This is a genomic window from Piscinibacter gummiphilus (genome assembly GCF_002116905.1).
In the GTDB taxonomy this organism is placed as follows: Bacteria; Pseudomonadota; Gammaproteobacteria; order Burkholderiales; family Burkholderiaceae_C; genus Rhizobacter; species Rhizobacter gummiphilus.
The window spans coordinates 5,852,037-5,867,201 of the sequence record NZ_CP015118.1; the positions used below are offsets into that span (position 1 = coordinate 5,852,037).

The 15,165-nt window shown below is 70.5% G+C and carries 14 protein-coding genes; 6 read left to right on the forward strand and 8 right to left on the reverse strand.

The genetic code is table 11. The features are described from left to right. Nucleotides 1-7 precede the first annotated feature (7 nt). The 3 genes from holA to A4W93_RS26845 are packed head-to-tail and all read left to right on the forward strand — an operon-like array spanning nucleotide 8 to nucleotide 2,003. The gene (gene holA / locus A4W93_RS26835; RefSeq protein WP_085753526.1) at nucleotides 8-1,111 is read left to right on the forward strand and encodes a DNA polymerase III subunit delta; all 1,104 of its coding nucleotides are present in this window, start codon (nucleotides 8-10) and stop codon (nucleotides 1,109-1,111) included. Between the two features lie 23 nt (nucleotides 1,112-1,134). After that, nucleotides 1,135-1,614 (forward strand): hypothetical protein, encoded by a 480-nt coding sequence (locus A4W93_RS26840; RefSeq protein ID WP_085753527.1) that lies wholly within the window; start codon nucleotides 1,135-1,137, stop codon nucleotides 1,612-1,614. Beyond that, the gene (locus A4W93_RS26845) at nucleotides 1,611-2,003 is read left to right on the forward strand and encodes a hypothetical protein (protein WP_085753528.1); all 393 of its coding nucleotides are present in this window, start codon (nucleotides 1,611-1,613) and stop codon (nucleotides 2,001-2,003) included. Before A4W93_RS26840 ends, A4W93_RS26845 begins: the two co-directional genes overlap by 4 nt. Before the next feature lie 9 nt (nucleotides 2,004-2,012). Here the strand turns inward: A4W93_RS26845 and A4W93_RS26850 are convergent, their stop codons facing one another. Genes A4W93_RS26850 through A4W93_RS26870 form a run of 5 tightly spaced genes read right to left on the reverse strand, consistent with a single transcriptional unit; the run spans nucleotide 2,013 to nucleotide 6,799 of the window. After that, nucleotides 2,013-2,510 (reverse strand): CinA family protein, encoded by a 498-nt coding sequence (locus A4W93_RS26850; protein WP_407081726.1) that lies wholly within the window; start codon nucleotides 2,508-2,510, stop codon nucleotides 2,013-2,015. Beyond that, nucleotides 2,507-3,064 (reverse strand): phosphatidylglycerophosphatase A family protein, encoded by a 558-nt coding sequence (locus A4W93_RS26855; protein ID WP_085753529.1) that lies wholly within the window; start codon nucleotides 3,062-3,064, stop codon nucleotides 2,507-2,509. Before A4W93_RS26855 ends, A4W93_RS26850 begins: the two co-directional genes overlap by 4 nt. Continuing rightward, the gene (thiL, locus tag A4W93_RS26860; protein WP_085753530.1) at nucleotides 3,061-4,023 is read right to left on the reverse strand and encodes a thiamine-phosphate kinase; all 963 of its coding nucleotides are present in this window, start codon (nucleotides 4,021-4,023) and stop codon (nucleotides 3,061-3,063) included. The genes A4W93_RS26855 and thiL overlap by 4 nt, the downstream gene beginning before the upstream one ends. Beyond that, nucleotides 4,020-4,709: a response regulator transcription factor gene (locus A4W93_RS26865; RefSeq protein ID WP_237357629.1), complete on the reverse strand. Its 690-nt coding sequence runs from the start codon at nucleotides 4,707-4,709 to the stop codon at nucleotides 4,020-4,022. Before A4W93_RS26865 ends, thiL begins: the two co-directional genes overlap by 4 nt. Nucleotides 4,710-4,717: 8 nt before the next feature. Beyond that, nucleotides 4,718-6,799 carry a sensor histidine kinase gene (locus A4W93_RS26870; protein ID WP_085753532.1) on the reverse strand — a complete coding sequence of 694 codons (2,082 nt, stop codon included), beginning with the start codon at nucleotides 6,797-6,799 and terminating at the stop codon, nucleotides 4,718-4,720. 183 nt (nucleotides 6,800-6,982) lie between these two features. On the opposite strand from A4W93_RS26870, the gene A4W93_RS26875 reads away from it, so the two are divergent. From A4W93_RS26875 to A4W93_RS26885, 3 genes are all read left to right on the forward strand, one after another. Continuing rightward, nucleotides 6,983-9,280: an NADP-dependent malic enzyme gene (locus A4W93_RS26875; RefSeq protein ID WP_085753533.1), complete on the forward strand. Its 2,298-nt coding sequence runs from the start codon at nucleotides 6,983-6,985 to the stop codon at nucleotides 9,278-9,280. A gap of 227 nt (nucleotides 9,281-9,507) precedes the next feature. Next, nucleotides 9,508-9,933 (forward strand): guanyl-specific ribonuclease, encoded by a 426-nt coding sequence (locus A4W93_RS26880; protein ID WP_237357630.1) that lies wholly within the window; start codon nucleotides 9,508-9,510, stop codon nucleotides 9,931-9,933. Nucleotides 9,934-9,982: 49 nt separating this feature from the next. Then, a complete protein-coding gene (locus tag A4W93_RS26885) occupies nucleotides 9,983-10,378 on the forward strand; it encodes a barstar family protein (RefSeq protein WP_085753534.1) in 396 nt (131 codons plus the stop codon). Nucleotides 10,379-10,615: 237 nt separating this feature from the next. On the opposite strand, the gene rsmA is transcribed toward A4W93_RS26885, so the two are convergent. From rsmA to A4W93_RS26900, 3 genes are read right to left on the reverse strand one after another with little or no spacing between them, the layout of a single operon-like run. Continuing rightward, complete coding sequence (gene rsmA / locus A4W93_RS26890) at nucleotides 10,616-11,383, reverse strand: 16S rRNA (adenine(1518)-N(6)/adenine(1519)-N(6))-dimethyltransferase RsmA (RefSeq protein ID WP_085754340.1); 768 nt, start codon at nucleotides 11,381-11,383, stop codon at nucleotides 10,616-10,618. 22 nt (nucleotides 11,384-11,405) lie between these two features. Beyond that, nucleotides 11,406-12,737 (reverse strand): peptidylprolyl isomerase, encoded by a 1,332-nt coding sequence (locus tag A4W93_RS26895; RefSeq protein WP_085753535.1) that lies wholly within the window; start codon nucleotides 12,735-12,737, stop codon nucleotides 11,406-11,408. 7 nt (nucleotides 12,738-12,744) lie between these two features. Beyond that, nucleotides 12,745-15,099, reverse strand: a complete 2,355-nt coding sequence (locus A4W93_RS26900) for an LPS-assembly protein LptD (protein ID WP_169726593.1) — start codon at nucleotides 15,097-15,099, stop codon at nucleotides 12,745-12,747. Nucleotides 15,100-15,165 lie beyond the last annotated feature (66 nt).

Genomic DNA, 15,165 nt, shown 5'->3' on the forward strand with positions numbered 1-15,165 from the left:
GGCCGGAATGCAAGTCCGGGCAGACCAGCTCGCAGGCCACCTGAAGCAGTGCGCCACCAAGGGCCTGCGCCCCATCTACACGCTCTACGGCGACGAGCCGCTGCTCGCCCAGGAAGCGTGCGACGCGGTGCGTGCCGCCGCGCGGGCCGCGGGCCACACCGAACGCCAGGTGCACACGGTGGCTGGCGCCCACTTCGACTGGAGCGGCCTGCTCGGCGCGTCGCAGGCCATGAGCCTGTTCGCCGACCGGCAGATCGTCGAGATCCGCATCCCCTCCGGCAAGCCGGGCAAGGACGGCTCCGAAGCACTGCAGCGCTACTGCGAGACGCTGTCGGAAGACGTCGTCACCATCGTGCAGTTGCCCAAGCTCGACCGCACGCAGCAGAGCAGCGCGTGGTTCCTCGCGCTCGACGGCGCCGGGGTCACGGTGCGCGTCGACGCCATCGACCGCAAGGCCCTGCCCACGTGGATCGCCCAGCGCCTCGCCGCGCAGGGCCAGCGCGTGATGGACGGCGAGGCCGGGCAGCAGACGCTCGCCTTCTTCGCCGACCGCGTCGAGGGCAACCTGATGGCCGCGCACCAGGAGGTGCAGAAGCTCGGCCTGCTGTACCCCGCCGGTGAACTGAGCTTCGAGCAGATCGAAAGCGCCGTGCTCAACGTGGCCCGCTACGACGTCTTCAAGCTCGGCGAGGCGGTGCTGGCCGGCCAGGTGGCCCGCGCGCTGCGCATGCTCGACGGCCTGCAGGCCGAAGGCGAGGCGGCCGTGCTCGTGCACTGGACGCTCGCCAACGACATCCTCGCCCTCAAGCGCGTGCGCGACGCGATGAACGACGGCAAGCCGCTGCCGATGGCCCTGCGCGAGGCGCGGGTCTGGGGTGCGAAGGAACGCCTGTTCGAACGGGCCGCACCGGTGCTCACCGACATCGCCCTCGCCGAACTCGTCGAGGCCGCGCAAGTGTGCGACGGCCTCGCCAAGGGCCTGCGCCACCCCGGCTGGCCCCTCGACGCGTGGGCCGGCCTGCGTCGCCTGTCGCTGATGATCTGCGAGCGGGTCGCGGTGAGCGCCCGCAAGCCGGGCGGCCCGGGCCGCCGGCTCGCCCTGTCGTCCTGAACGCCATCTCCCGAGGAACCGCCATGCGCCCGATCACCGTCGCCCTGCTCTCGTTCGGCCTGGCCGCGCTCACGGCCTGCAGCCGCATCGACCCCATCGGCACCGACCTCGTGGCGCTCAACGCGGCGGGCCAGACCGCCATGGCCCAGGCCGACGTGCAGCAGGCGATGACCAAGGTGCAGGCGGCGGCCACGAACCCGGAGAAGGCCGCGATCATGCGCGAATCGGCCGCCGCGATCGGCCGTGCCCGTGACACGCTCGAGAAGACCGAGATGAAATCGCCGGAGGTGCGCGACATCCAGGCCCGCATGGTCGCCGGCTTCGGCAAGCTCGGCGCCGGCGCGAAAACCGCGGCCGACGCCTTCGATTCGTCCGCCACCGCCGACCTCGACAAGGCCCGCCAGCAGATGCGCGAGGGTCAGGTCGAGTTCATCAACGCCGGCCAGGACATGGTGACGCTGGCCAAGCGCCGCAGCGTGGACCTCAACACCCGCCGGTCATGAACGCGCCGCGCGCCCTGGCCCTGGCGGCGTTCGCCGCGCTGCTGCAGGCCTGCGCCACGTCGGCCCCCGAGGAAACGAGGTACACCGGCGAGATCTTCAGCGGCGGCCGGCGGCTGCCGGTCACCACCGTCTTCTGGGAGGACCGGAACGACCGCACCGTGGGCCGCTACGTGTTCGTCGAACCGGACGGCCGCGAGGTGCCCGGCACGCTCGGCCCCTGCGAGATGCGCAACGAGGTGGTGCTGCGCTGCGAGTGGACCGACACCTACGGCCAGGGCTACTTCTTCGCGCGCTTCTCCGAAGACCGGCAGCGCTTCCGCGGCCGCTGGGGCCGCGGGGACCTGCACCACACACTGTCCATCGAAGGCATCTGGCACGGCCAGCGCTGAGGGACCTCCTCAGAGGGCCTTGAGCCCGGCCTGCAGCGCATGACGCACCGTCTGCAGGCGGATGGATGCCCGGTCGCCAGCGAGCTGCAGCAGCACCGCCTCGGCGGGCTGCCCCGTGACCGCCCAGGCGAGCCACACGGTGCCCACCGGCTTGTCCGGCGACCCGCCGCCCGGCCCCGCGATGCCCGTGACCGCCAGCGCGAGCCCGGCCGGCGCCCGCGCGAGCGCCCCCTGGGCCATCGCGAGGGCCACCGGGCGGCTCACCGCGCCATGGCGGCGCAGCGTGGCGCCCGGCACGCCCAGCAGGTCGGTCTTGGCGTCGTTGCTGTACGTCACCACGCCGCGGTCGAACCAGTCGCTCGACCCGGCGATGGCGGTGCACGCCGCGGCGATCAGCCCGCCCGTGCACGACTCGGCCGTCACCAGGCGCACGCCGCGCGCGAGCAGCGCCGCGGCCAGTGCACGCACGTCGGCCTCCACGGCCTCGATGGGATCCACGCTGCTCACACCACCCACCTCCACAACGCGATGACCAGCAGCACACACAGCGCCGCCACGAAATCGTCGAACAGGATGCCCCAGCCCTGGCGCCAGCCCGGCGGCTCGCCGCGGCGGCCCTTGAAGCGTTCGTCGGCCCAGGCCACCGGGCCCGGCTTCACGGCATCGAAGAAGCGGAACAGCGCGAAGGCGACGGTCTGGCCCAGCAGGCCGGCCGGGGTCACGAGCCACAGCACGAGCCAGAAGGCCAGGATCTCGTCCCACACGATCGCGCCGGGATCGGCGACGGCCATGTGCCGCGCGGTGACGGTGCACGCCCACCAGCCGACGAGCGTGCCGAGGCCGAGCAGCAGCGCCCAGTGCACGTCGGTCAGCACCGGCCGCATCACGATGAACGCGAGCCACGCCCACAGCGTGCCCACCGTGCCGGGCGCGAAGGGCGACAGGCCGCTGCCGAAGCCGAGCGCGATCACGTGCGCCGGGTGGCTGAACATGAAGCGCAGCGTGGGGCGGCGGATGGGGGCGGGCTGCAGCGGGGGCTGGGGCGCCGGGGTGTCGGTCATGACTTGAAGTGGTCGAAGGCGCCGAAGGTCATCGGGACCTCGGCGCCCGTGTGGTCGACGACGCGCACGCCCGCGCCCTGCTCGATGCGGCCGATGCGGGTGACCGGCACGCCGGTCTCGCGCGAGGCCTGGGCCACGCGGGCCGCGTGGGACGCCGGGGCGGTGAACAGCAGCTCGTAATCGTCGCCGCCCGCGAGGCCGCATTCGTACCGCAATGCAACCGGCTGCGCGGACAGGTCGGCGCTGCGCGGCAGCGCGTCGGCGTCGATGACGGCCGCCACGCCTGAGCGGCGCAGCACGTGGCGCAGGTCGCCCAGCAGGCCGTCGGAGATGTCGATGGCGCTGGACGCCACGCCGCGCAGCGCGAGGCCCAGCGTCACGCGCGGCTGGGGCTGCTCCATCGCGAGGCGCACGCGCTCGAAGGTGTCGCCCGACAGCGCCGCGGTGCCGCGGAAGGCCTCGAGCGCGAGGCGGGCGTCACCCACGGTGCCGCTCACGTAGAGGTGGTCGCCGGCGCGCGCGCCCGAACGCAGCAGGGCCTGGCCCGCGGGCACTTCGCCGAAGACCGTGATGCAGATGTTGAGCGGGCCCTGCGTGGTGTCTCCGCCCACCAGCTCGCAGCCGTGGGCGTCGGCCAGCGCCAGCAGGCCGCGGGAGAAGCCGGCGAGGAAGGCCTCGTCGACCCGCGGCATCGACAGCGCGAGGGTGAACGCGACGGGCCGGGCCCCGCAGGCGGCCAGGTCGCTGAGGTTGACCGCGAGGGCCTTGTGGCCGAGGCGGTCGGGGGCGACCGTCGAGAGGAAGTGGCGGCCCTCCACCAGCATGTCGCTGGAGATGGCCATCTGCATGCCGTGGCCCGGCGCGAGCAGTGCGCAGTCGTCACCGACCCCGAGCACGGCGCGCTGCACCGGGCGGGTGAAGTAGGCGGCGATCAGGTCGAACTCGCCGAGGGCGCTCACGTGGCCCCACCTCCGTGGTCGCGCAGCACGTTGGCGAGCTCCACGGCCGACTTCACGTCCATCTTCTCGAACACCCGGGCGCGATGGACCTCGACCGTGCGCACGCTGATGTTCAGCGCATCGGCGATCAGCTTGTTGGGGCGCCCGTCGATCACGCAGTGCATCACCTCGCGCTCACGTTCGGTGAGTTCGGCCAGGCGCCGCTGCACGGCCTGTTTCGCCCGCTGCCGGCCGATGGCGTCGGCACTGGCCTCCAGCGCCCGCTCGACCCGGTCGACCAGGGCGTTGTCGGAGAACGGTTTCTCGACGAAGTCGAACGCGCCGCGCTTGACCGCCGCGACCGCGGTGGGCACGTCGCCGTGGCCCGTCAGGAAGATCACCGGCATCAGCGGCAGCAGGCCACGCTCGACGAGGCGGTCGAACAGCACCAGCCCACTGGTGCCGGGCATGCGCACGTCGAGCAGCAGGCAGCTGGGCGCGGCGGGCCAGGCGGCCTTGGCGGGGTCGACCTTGCCGGGCAGCGGGTGGGTGTCGAGCATGGCCTCGAACGCCTCGGCGCTGGCGAAGCCTTCGGACAGCAGCCGGCGGGACCGCAGCAGCCAGGCGAGCGCGTCGCGCACCACGTCCTCGTCGTCGACGAGGTACACCATCGGCAGTCCGAGCGGGGGTGACGGGGGGTAGGTCATGCGCCTGATTATCGGTTCGACCGATCCGCCGCGGGATCGGTGTGTCGCGCCCGGGCGGGATGCGCCGGGCCGTGCGGCGCTTCCGCCGCCAGCGTGAACCTGAATTCTGCTCCCGTCACCCGGCCGTGGCCATCCTGGACGTTCTGGAAGTCCAGCACCCCGCCGTGCTGCTCGATCACCGTGCGGCACAGGCTCAGGCCGAGGCCCATGCCCTCGGTGCGGGTGGTGAAGAACGGGGTGAACAGGCGGCTGGCCACCTCCGGGTCGACGCCCGGGCCGTGGTCGATGATGCTGAACGCGACCCAGCGCGGGTGGCTCTGGCGCACGCGGATGATCAGCTCCCGGCGGGCGAGCGGGATGTCACCCTCCATCGCCTGGATGCCGTTGCGGGTGAGGTTGAGCATCACCTGCTCGAGCATCGTGCGGTCGCAGATCACCCGCGGCACCGGCGTCGGCAGATCGATCTCGATGCGCGCGCCGCTCTTGCGCGCCTGCAGCCGCACGAGCGGGAGCACCGAGTCGATCAGGTGGTCCGCACGCACCGGCTCGTGGGCCTGCTCGCGGCGGCGCACGAAGTCGTGCACGCTCTTGATCACGCGGCCCGCACGTTCGGCCTGCTCGGCGATGCGCTGCGCGGCCTGGCGCAGCAGGCCCTGGGTCTCGGCGCCGGCCGGGTTCATGTCGGGGTCCGACATCAGGTTGAGCGAGCCCGCCGCATAGCTCGCGATGGCCGCGAGCGGCTGGTTCAGCTCGTGGCTCAGCAGCGAAGCCATCTCGCCCACCGTGGCGAGGCGCGCGGTGGCCTGCAGGCGTTCCTGCTGCTGGCGCGACATCTCCTCCACCTTGCGCTGCGCGCTCAGGTCGAGCGTCGCGCTCATCCAGCCGGTCTGGTGGCCCGCCCCGTCGACGAGCGGCGCCTCGTAGATCATCACCGGGAAGCGCGTGCCGTCGCGGTTCATGAAGACCGTCTCGAAGCCCTCGCGCGGGGGCGTCGTGCCGGCGAACCGCGCGGCCTGGCGCTCGAGGTACTCGGGCACCTTCTCGGGCGGCCAGTACGACGGGATGTTCTGGCCGATGAGCTCTACCGCCGGGAAACCCACCATGTCGCAGAAGGCCGGGTTCACGTACGTGATGGTGCCGGTCATGTCCCGGGCGCGCAGGCCGGTGACGAGCGAGTCCTCCATCGCCTTGCGGAACGCGAGCGACTCGGCCAGCGCCGACTCGGCCTTCGCCCGCTTGCGCACGTCGCGCGCCAGCAGCGCCACGACCACGCCCAGCGCGAGCGACAGGCCCAGCACCAGCGCGGTGGTGAGGTTCGGGATCAGCTGCGGGCGCTGGCTGCTGCTGTCGACGCGCAACTGCAGCGTGATGCCCGGCAGGTCCACCAGCCGTTCGGACTTGAACACCCCGGCGCCGCGCGGCACCCCCGCCCGCGCCAGCCGCGTGCCGTCGCCCTCGACGAACGACAGCTCGTGCAGGCGCATCACGTCGCCCGGCACGACCTCGTCGAGCAGGCGCGGCAGCGAGATGGTGCTGACCATGAACCCGTCGGCGCGGCCCTCGTTGACCACGGGCATGCACAGGTCCACCACCTCCTGCCCCATCGCACCGGACATGGGCACGAAGTAGGTGCGCGAGTAGGCGGGACCGGCCTGGCGCTTCGCGGCGGCGCAGGCGAGGTCGGCCTCGAGGTCGAGGTCGTCGCGGACGATCTGGCTGAAGATGGGCTGCTGGAACGGCGAGTCGACCGCTCCGGTGAGCCGCATGTCCTCGTCCCGGCGCTCGACCCGAAGCAGCTCGCGCCGCGCGCGCAGCAGCGTCGCGCTCTCCTGGCGCCACGATTCGGGCGATGGGTCGTTCCAGAGCAGGGCCTGCAGGTTCTGCTGGTCGCGGCGCAGCGCCTGCTTCAGGTCGACGACCACGGCAGCGGCCACCCCTTCCACGTCCTCCTGCGCCCGGTTGCTCTCGAAGTTCAGCGTGAGCCAGACCAGCAGCGACTGCGCGACGAGCAGCAGCGTGACGAGCACGGCCCACAGCAGCGCCCGGCGGTAGCGGCGGGGCGGCCGCGCCAGTTCGGTGGGGTTCGGCATCGGCGGCGGGGGATTCATCGGATGAGTATTGCCGACCCGGCCGGGCCGGCTCTACGCAGTTTCGCGCATGTGCCGGCGGCCGCGCAGGAGTCGAATGCCGAACCCGGCACGGGTGTGCAGGAGCACACTCCTACAATCCCGACCCACGCTCCGTCGATCAGGACATTCGCGAGAACCACCGTCATGGCCAATGCTGAAGAAAAACGCGCCGAACTGCGGCGTGCCGCCCTCGAGTACCACGAGTTCCCCACGCCCGGCAAAGTGGCCATTGCCGCGACCAAGCAACTGGTCAACCAGCGCGACCTCGCGCTCGCGTATTCGCCCGGCGTCGCCGCGGCGTGCGAAGAGATCGTGGCCGATCCGGCGAACGCCTTCCGCTACACCTCCCGCGGCAACCTGGTCGCCGTCATCACGAACGGCACCGCGGTGCTCGGCCTCGGCGACATCGGCCCGCTGGCCGCGAAGCCGGTGATGGAGGGCAAGGGCGTCCTGTTCAAGAAGTTCGCCGGCATCGACGTCTTCGACATCGAGATCAACGAGAAGAAGGACCTCGACAAGCTGGTCGACGTCATCGCCGCGCTCGAACCCACGTTCGGCGGCATCAACCTCGAGGACATCAAGGCCCCCGACTGCTTCTATGTCGAGCGCAAGCTGCGCGAGCGCATGAAGATCCCCGTCTTCCACGACGACCAGCACGGCACGGCCATCGTGGTCGGCGCCGCGGTGCTGAACGCGCTGAAGGTCACGGGCAAGTCCATCACCGAAGTGAAGCTCGTCGCCTCGGGCGCCGGCGCCGCCGCGCTCGCCTGCCTGGGCCTGCTGGTCAAGCTCGGCGTGCCACGCAGCAACATCTGGGTCACCGACCTCGCCGGCGTCGTCTACGAAGGCCGCACCGAGCTGATGGACGAGGACAAGATCACCTTCGCGCAGAAGACCGACCAGCGCACGCTGGGCCAGGTCATCGAGGGCGCCGACATCTTCCTCGGCCTGAGCGCCGGCGGCGTGCTGAAGAAGGAGATGGTCGCGAAGATGGCGAAGCAGCCCATCATCCTCGCGCTCGCGAACCCGACGCCGGAGATCCTGCCGGAGGAAGTCAAGGAAGTGCGTTCGGACGCGATCATCGCGACGGGCCGCACGGACTACCCGAACCAGGTCAACAACGTCCTGTGCTTCCCGTACATCTTCCGCGGCGCGCTCGACTCGGGCGCCACCACGATCACGATCGAGATGGAGATCGCCGCCGTCCACGCCATCGCCGACCTGGCCCAGGCCGAGCAGAGCGAGGTGGTGGCCGCGGCCTATGCGGGCGTGAACCTGAGCTTCGGCCCCGAGTACCTGATCCCGAAGCCGTTCGACCCGCGCCTCATGATGAAGATCGCGCCGGCGGTGGCCCAGGCGGCGGCCGACTCCGGCGTGGCCACGCGGCCCGTCGCCGACATGGACGCATACCGCGAGAAGCTCAACACCTTCGTGTACGCCTCCGGCACCACGATGAAGCCCATCTTCTCGCTCGCCAAGGGCGCGAAGAACCGCCGCGTCGCCTACTCGGAAGGTGAAGAGGAACGTGTGCTGCGCGCCGTGCAGATCGCCGTGGACGAAGGCCTCGCCCGCCCCACGCTGATCGGCCGCCCGGCGATCATCGAGCAGCGCTGCGAGAAGTTCGGCCTGCGCCTGCAGGCCGGCCGCGACTACGACGTCGTCAACGTCGAGCAGGACGACCGGTACCGCGACTACTGGCAGACCTACCACCGCATGACCGCCCGCAAGGGGGTCACGCAGCAGCTCGCCAAGATCGAGATGCGCCGCCGCCTGACGCTGATCGGCGCCATGCTGCTGCACAAGGGCGAGGTGGACGGCCTGCTGTGCGGCACGTGGGGCACCACCACGATGCACCTGAACTACATCGACCAGGTGATCGGCAAGCGCAAGGGCGCCAACACCTACGCGGCGATGAACGGGCTGATCCTGCCCGGCCGCATGGTGATGCTGGTGGACACCCACGTGAACTACGACCCCACCGCCGAGCAGCTGGCCGAGATCACCGTGATGGCGGCCGAGGAGATGAAGCGCTTCGGCCTGATGCCTCGCGCCGCGCTGCTGTCGCACAGCAACTTCGGCTCGAGCGCCCAGCCGTCGGCCGTGAAGATGCGCGACACGCTCAAGATCCTCCAGGACATCGCGCCCTGGCTGGAGGTGGACGGCGAGATGCACGGCGACGTGGCCCTCGACGAAAAGGCCCGCGGCCAGATCATGCCGTTCAGCTCGCTGACCGGCGAGGCCAACCTGCTCGTGATGCCCAACATCGACGCCGCGAACATCAGCTACAACCTGCTGAAGACCGCCGCGGGCGGCGGCATCGCCATCGGCCCGGTGCTGCTCGGCGCGGCCAAGCCGGTGCACGTGCTGACGCCGTCGGCCACGGTGCGCCGCATCGTCAACATGACCGCACTGACCGTCGCGGACGCCAACGCCCTCCGCTGACCGGACCTGCCTGGCGGAACGGGGCTTCTCCCCGCCGCCAGGTGTCACACCTCTTTTCACGGCCCCGTAGAACTCCCTAGCCACACCACGAACCCCCAAGTCTCGTCGCGAATCAGCTTTGTGAGCACTTGCTCCCTCACACTGGCCGCTGCTCCATTTTGAGGCAGCGGCTTGAGCTTTTTCGCCCGATTCGGTAACATGACGGTTTGTCGTTCTAGGGATTACCCGTGTTCTTCACCGCTGGGTCGGCCATTCGGCAAGCCTCTAGCAAGTCAGGGCTCACCATCCTCTTGGCAGCTGCAGCGCTGCTTGGCACCGCGGTTTCCCCCGCTTCCGCCAAGGGTCCTGCGACCGAGAGCCGGCTCCCAGTGGTCAAGGTCGACGATCTCCCCATGCAGGCGGTGGACACCCTCCTGCTGATCCGCGAGGGGGGGCCTTTTCCCTATTCGAAAGATGGAGTGGTGTTCGGCAACCGCGAACGGTTGCTGCCCGCCGCGCCGCGCAGCTACTACCGCGAGTACACCGTGAAGACGGTGGGCGCGCGCGACCGGGGGGCCCGGCGCATCGTGTGCGGGGGCACCGAAGTGAAACTCCCCGACGCCTGTTTTTATACCGATGACCACTACGCGAGCTTTCGCCGCATCGTGAAGTGATCACCGGTAGAGCGAAGTTCAATTTCTAGACCTAAGGAGGAACGCGACCATGCTGTTGCAGACAGTCCGTCCAAACATTGTTCAGTCGATACGCGCCTACCGCGTGGAAGACCTGCAGGAAGCCGCGCAGGCGGCCGGCCAGCATTTCCTCTACGCCAACCTGACTGCTGCGCAGAGCAAGCAGGACGTGATGGAGGCCATCGCCGAGTCCTTCCTGTTCCCGGCCCACTTCGGCAAGAACCTGGACGCGTTGTACGACTGCATGACGGACCTGGTCCACAAGTCGGGCAGCCAGCCCGGTTTCGTGGTCGTGCTGGAGCAGCTGCCCGACAACCCGCGTTTCGACCGTGAAGCCCGCGAGCAGCTGCTCGACGTGTTCCGCGACACGGCCGACTTCTGGGCCGAGCGCAAGGTCCAGTTCCGGTGTTTCTATTCTTTTCAGTAGCCCGCTCCCAAGAACAAGGGTCATGGGAGCGGGCTGCGGAAACGGCCCAGATCACGACGGACAAGCCGGCCAAGCCGGCTTCGAAGAACGCCGCCAACGCGAACTTCGGCATGAACATGCCGATGATGAGCAGCGCGTTCGACACCTCCATGTGGCTCAGCGCCGCCTGACGAGGCGTCCCGCCACGATCGAATCAAAGCCCGCGTCCCGCGGGCTTTTTTTCGTCCCGCCGTGGCCTCAGCCCTTGGCCGCCACCGCGGCGGCGAGCGCCAGGTACTCGGCCACCGGCACCTCCTCGGCGCGCCGGGTGAGGTCCACCTCGCCGCTGAACCCCCGCGCGTCGAGCCACTTGCCCAGCGTGTTGCGCAGCACCTTGCGCCGCTGCGAGAAGGCCGTGGTCACGAGTTCCCCCAGCAGCGCGGCGTCCACCCCCGGCGGCGGCGGCAGCGGGATCATGCGCACGATGGCGGAATCGACGCGCGGCGGCGGGTCGAAACACTCCGGCGGCACGTCGAGCACCGACTCGATCTCGTAGCGCCACTGCAGCATCACGCTCAGCCGGCCGTAGTCCTTGCTGCCCGGTGCGGCGGCCATTCGGTCCACCACCTCCTTCTGCAGCATGAAGTGCTGGTCGACCACGTGGTCCACCACCTCGAGCAGGTGGAACAGGATGGGCGTGGAGATGTTGTACGGCAGGTTGCCCACCACGCGCAGCTTCTGGCCGAAGGTGGCCGCCAGCCCGTGGAAGTCGACCTTCAGCACGTCGGACTCGACGACCTCGAGCTCGGGGCGCTTGCGCAGCCGGGCCGCGAGGTCGCGGTCGAGCTCGATCACCGTGAGCTTGCCGGAGCGGGCCACCAGCGGGTCGGTCATGGCGCCGAGGCCGGGGCCGATCTCCACCAGCGCCTGGCCGGGCCGCGGGTCGATGGTGTCGACGATGGCCTCGACCATCGCCCGGTCGGACAGGAAGTGCTGGCCGAAGCGCTTGCGCGGGATGTGGTTCACCACGGACGCACCCTCGTCGTCGTCACTGCGGCGGCTCGCGCATCTCGATGTAGGCGCGGGCGCGGATCTCGCGCAGCCACTCGCTGTGCGCGTCCTCGTACTTGCGCTCGCGCAGCACGGACCGGGCCTGCTCGCGCAGCTGCTTCGGGTCGACCTGCGTGTCGCGGCGCTCCATCACCTGGATCAGGTGCATGCCGAAGCGCGAGGTGACGGGGTCGGAGATGCCGTTGATGGGCAGCGAGTTCATGACCTCCTCGAACTCGGGCACGAAGGCGCCCGGCGACACCCAGCCCAGGTCGCCGCCCTGCGGGCCGCTGCCGTCCTCGGAATGCTCGCGGGCCAGTGCATCGAACGTCTTCGCGCCGCTCTCGATCTGGCGCTTGAACTCGAGCAGGCGGCGCGACGCGGCCTGCGCGGACATCTGCTGCGACGGGCGCAACAGGATGTGCCGGGCGCGCGTCTGCGTCACGACGAGGCCGCCGGTGTCGCGCCGCTCGATCACCTTGAGGATGTGGAAGCCCGCGCCGGTGCGCAGCAGCGTGGGCGAGACCTGCCCGGTCTTGAGGTCGCGCACGACGTTCAGGAACACCTCGGGCAGGCGCGATCCGGGGCGCATGCCGATCTCGCCGCCCTTCTCCTTGTTCGCGTCTTCCGACAGCTGGCGCGCGACGGCGGCGAAGTCTTCGCCGCCCTGGATGCGGGTGAGCGCGGCCTGCGCCACGGCCTGGCGTTCAGCCACGACGGCGTCGGTGGCCCCTTCGGGCACGGTCACCAGCACCTGCGCGATGTTGAACTGGGTGGTGGCACCGCTCGACCGCTGCTTCGCCAGGTAGTCGTCGATGTCGGCGTCGGTGATCTTGATGCGGGCCTGGACTTCGCGTTCGCGGTTCCGCTCGATCATGATCTGGTCGCGGATGTTGTTGCGGAAGCGCACGTAGTCGATGCCCTCGGCCCGCAGCCGGTCGCGCAGCTGCGTGGTGGTGAGCTGGTTCTGCGCGGCGATGTTGGCCACGGCGCGTTCGAGTTCGGTGTCCTCCACGCGCATGCCGGAGTCACGGGCGTAGGTGATCTGCACGCGCTCGTCGATGAGGGCGTCGAGCAGCTGGCGGCGCAGCTCGTCGTCGGGTGGCAGGCGGCCGCCGCTGCGGCGGGCCTCGTCGCGCACCTGCGCCACGCGCAGCTCCAGCTCGTTGGCGGTGACCAGTTCGGAGTTCACGACCGCCAGGATGTAGTCGGCCGTGCGCGGCACCTGGCGCCTCGCCTGGGCGAATGCGGCCGGGGATACGGCCGAGAGCAGCAGGGACAGCAGGAGCGGCGACAGCAGCGCGCGAGTGAAACGGGGCAATGACATCATGGGTGTTTCAGGGGGCAGCGGGCGCGTCGGGATCGTCGCGCAGCGGGCGGTAGCCCGGGATATTGTCCTTCAAGACCTTCGTCGGGTTGTTCGTGCCCAGCCGGGACAGGCCCACGAACTCCACCTCGAGGCCCACCTGCGTGGTGGCTTCGCGCGTGCTGGTGGACTGCCGGCGCGCGAGGACGCGGCCGACCCAGCATCCCGAGTCGTACTCGACGGCGGCCACGGCCTCCGTCACCCGGCTCTCGAGCATGCTGTAGTTGACGCGGCCCGCCGTGTACCAGCCTCCGCCGCAGGACGTGCCCGTCCCGCTGAGGCGCTCGCGCCGGGCCGGACCGTACAGCGGCCACTGCCAGGAGAAGTCGACCTGTTCGGTCTCGCCCGCCTTGTAGCGGTAGGCGAGGCCCACCGTGCGGTAGTCGGGCGCGGTGTAGCGGGCGCCGACCACCGAGCGCACCATGCGGCGCAGGTCGTGGCTGTACTGCAGGGCGGCGTCGAGGTACCAGCGCTTCGAGAGGTTGGACGAGCCGAACAGCAGCACGTCCGACACGCTCTGGGTGATGGTGTCGCCGTCGTCCGGCGCCACACGCTGGTCGGAGAACAGCACGCGCTGGGCAATGCCCAGGCGCACGTTCTCCGCGCCGGTCTGCGCGTCGAGCACCCGGGTGGTGACCCCGGCGGTGACCTGGTTGGCATCCGACACCCGGTCGACGCCCGAGAACGCGTTCTCGGTGTAGATGGAGTCGACGTTGAAGTCGCGCACCGCCGAATCGAAGTTGGGCAGGCCGGCCTGCTGCCGGTACGCCGTCCTCACGTACAGCACGCGCGGCTCGAGGGTCTGGCGCACGTCGCGGCCGAACCAGTCGGCGTCGCGCTCGAAGGTCCAGGCGCTGTCGAGGCTGAACGACGGGATCGCGCGGCTGACCTTCGTCTGCCCCTGGTACGGGCCGTTGGCGATGGGCTGGTCGAGCTGGTACGACGCGGCGTTCACACCGAACTTGGGCACGAAGGACCACCCGGGCGTGAGGTAGGGCCAGCTGACCGAGCCGAGCGCGTGGACCCGCTCGCCGGTGGCACGCGGCGCCACCCCCGCGGCGATGAGTTCCTGGACCCGCGGGTCGCCCATGTACCCGTGCGGGTTGGCGAAGCGGTTGTACTCGGTCTCGAACCCGAACTGCAGGCCACCCGGGATGGGCTGGACCGTGCGCACGCCCACCTGGGGCAGACGGTCGTACGGGGCCACCAGCAGCGGCTCGGAGAGGTCGGAGTCCTGCAGCACCTGCCAGGTCTTGATGCGGGCGTACGGCGTCCAGCGCTCGAAGTGGCGCGAGATGGTGAGGTCGGTGCCCAGCAGGCGCGGCGTGAGGCTCGCGACGTTGCGGGGGAAGTCCTTCCAGTAGTCGTTGTCGGAGACGCGCAGGCCATCGAGCTTGTAGAGCGTGTCGCCCGGCAGCGCGCCTTCGAGCAGCAGCCGAAGCGCGCCGCGGGAGTCCCCCGTCAGCGCGTCGTTCGGCAGCGAGTGCAGCCGCACGATGCCCTCGTGGGCCGGCTGCAGGTAGCGGAACTCCGACTCCAGGCCCACGCCGCGCTTGGCGCTGATCACCGGCACCAGCGTCATGTCGCGGTTCGGGGCGATGTTCCAGTAGTACGGCATCGCGAACTGGAAGCCGCCCTTGCTGTCGAGCGTGGGGGACGGCGGCAGCCAGCCCGACTTGCGGTCGTCGGACAGCGGGAACGTGAAGGTGGGCGCCGCGAGGATGGGCACGTCGTAGAACCGCAGCACCGCGCCGCGGGCCCGGCCCTCGTTCTTCTCGAAGTCGAGCTCGACGTGATCGGCCGTCAGCAGCCATTCCGGGTCGTCGCGGTTGCAGCTGGTGTACGTGAGGTCGCGCGCCTCGGCGTGGTCTCGGCCGTGGAAGTCCCAGCGCGAGGCCCGGCCGCCCGCCCGGGTGGGGGCGATGAAGTACTCGGGCGACGAGAAGAAGCCCTCGAACTGGTGCACCGCGATCTGCACCTCGGGGCCGCTCAGCCAGTTGCCATCGTCGGTGGCCAGCCGCACGTTGCCCGATCCGCGGGCGGTGTCCGTGGGCTGGTCGTAGCTCACGCGGTCGGCCGTGAGGGTCATCGGCCCCTGGCGCAGCTTGACATCGCCGGTGGCCGTCACGCCCTGGTCGGGCCGGCCCTCGATGGCGTCGGCCTCCACATGGACCGGCTGGTCCTTGAGCGAGCCGCTGCTCCCGGCGGCGGGCGCCGAGGCCGCACCCGCCGGACGCACCTGGGCCCACGCGGCGGGCGCCCAGGCCACGGCCACGAGCAGCGCGCCGGCGCACAGGCGCCGCACGCCGGACACGGGAGGAGCCACCGGCAGGGAGATCGAGGGCGGACGCAGCAAAAGATCGGGAATGGTGACGAGCGGGGGGTGACCCGG